Annotated in this window: 1 protein-coding gene; it reads left to right on the top strand. The window is 44.8% G+C overall.

Annotated elements, in window-relative coordinates; translation table 11 throughout:
- Nucleotides 1-353: group II intron maturase-specific domain-containing protein (locus LKE08_RS14175; RefSeq protein ID WP_324704887.1), on the top strand; the 353-nt coding region annotated here is incomplete at both ends.

The raw sequence follows: 353 nt of genomic DNA, 5'->3' as shown, positions 1-353 counted from the left end.
CCAAAAGGAAAACATACATCCGGGAAGAAATCGGGGGGAAGAGGTCTACTCGGCTTCAAGACCCACATAAAACCGGATAAGGAAGCAATCAAAGCCCACATCAAAAAGGTTAAAGAGGTGATTAAGAAACACAAAACATCACCTCAAGCCGCCCTGATTAAAGAACTCAACCCTATCATCACAGGATGGGCAAGATACTACTCAGGGGTAGTCTCCAAGGAGATTTTCAACAAGCTAGGTAATATACTCTGGCAACAACTGCGGGCATGGGTAGTGTCACGATGCGGAATTGCCAATTACAAAACGCTCAGAAAATACTACCGAACAGGTATGACAAAATTGAGCAACGGGGA

Origin of the sequence: Lyngbya sp. CCY1209, assembly GCF_035615495.1 — a bacterium.
In the GTDB taxonomy this organism is placed as follows: domain Bacteria; phylum Cyanobacteriota; class Cyanobacteriia; order Cyanobacteriales; family Microcoleaceae; genus Limnospira.
Note: the sequence above shows the minus strand (reverse complement) of the source record. Positions and strands in the feature narration are given on the sequence as shown.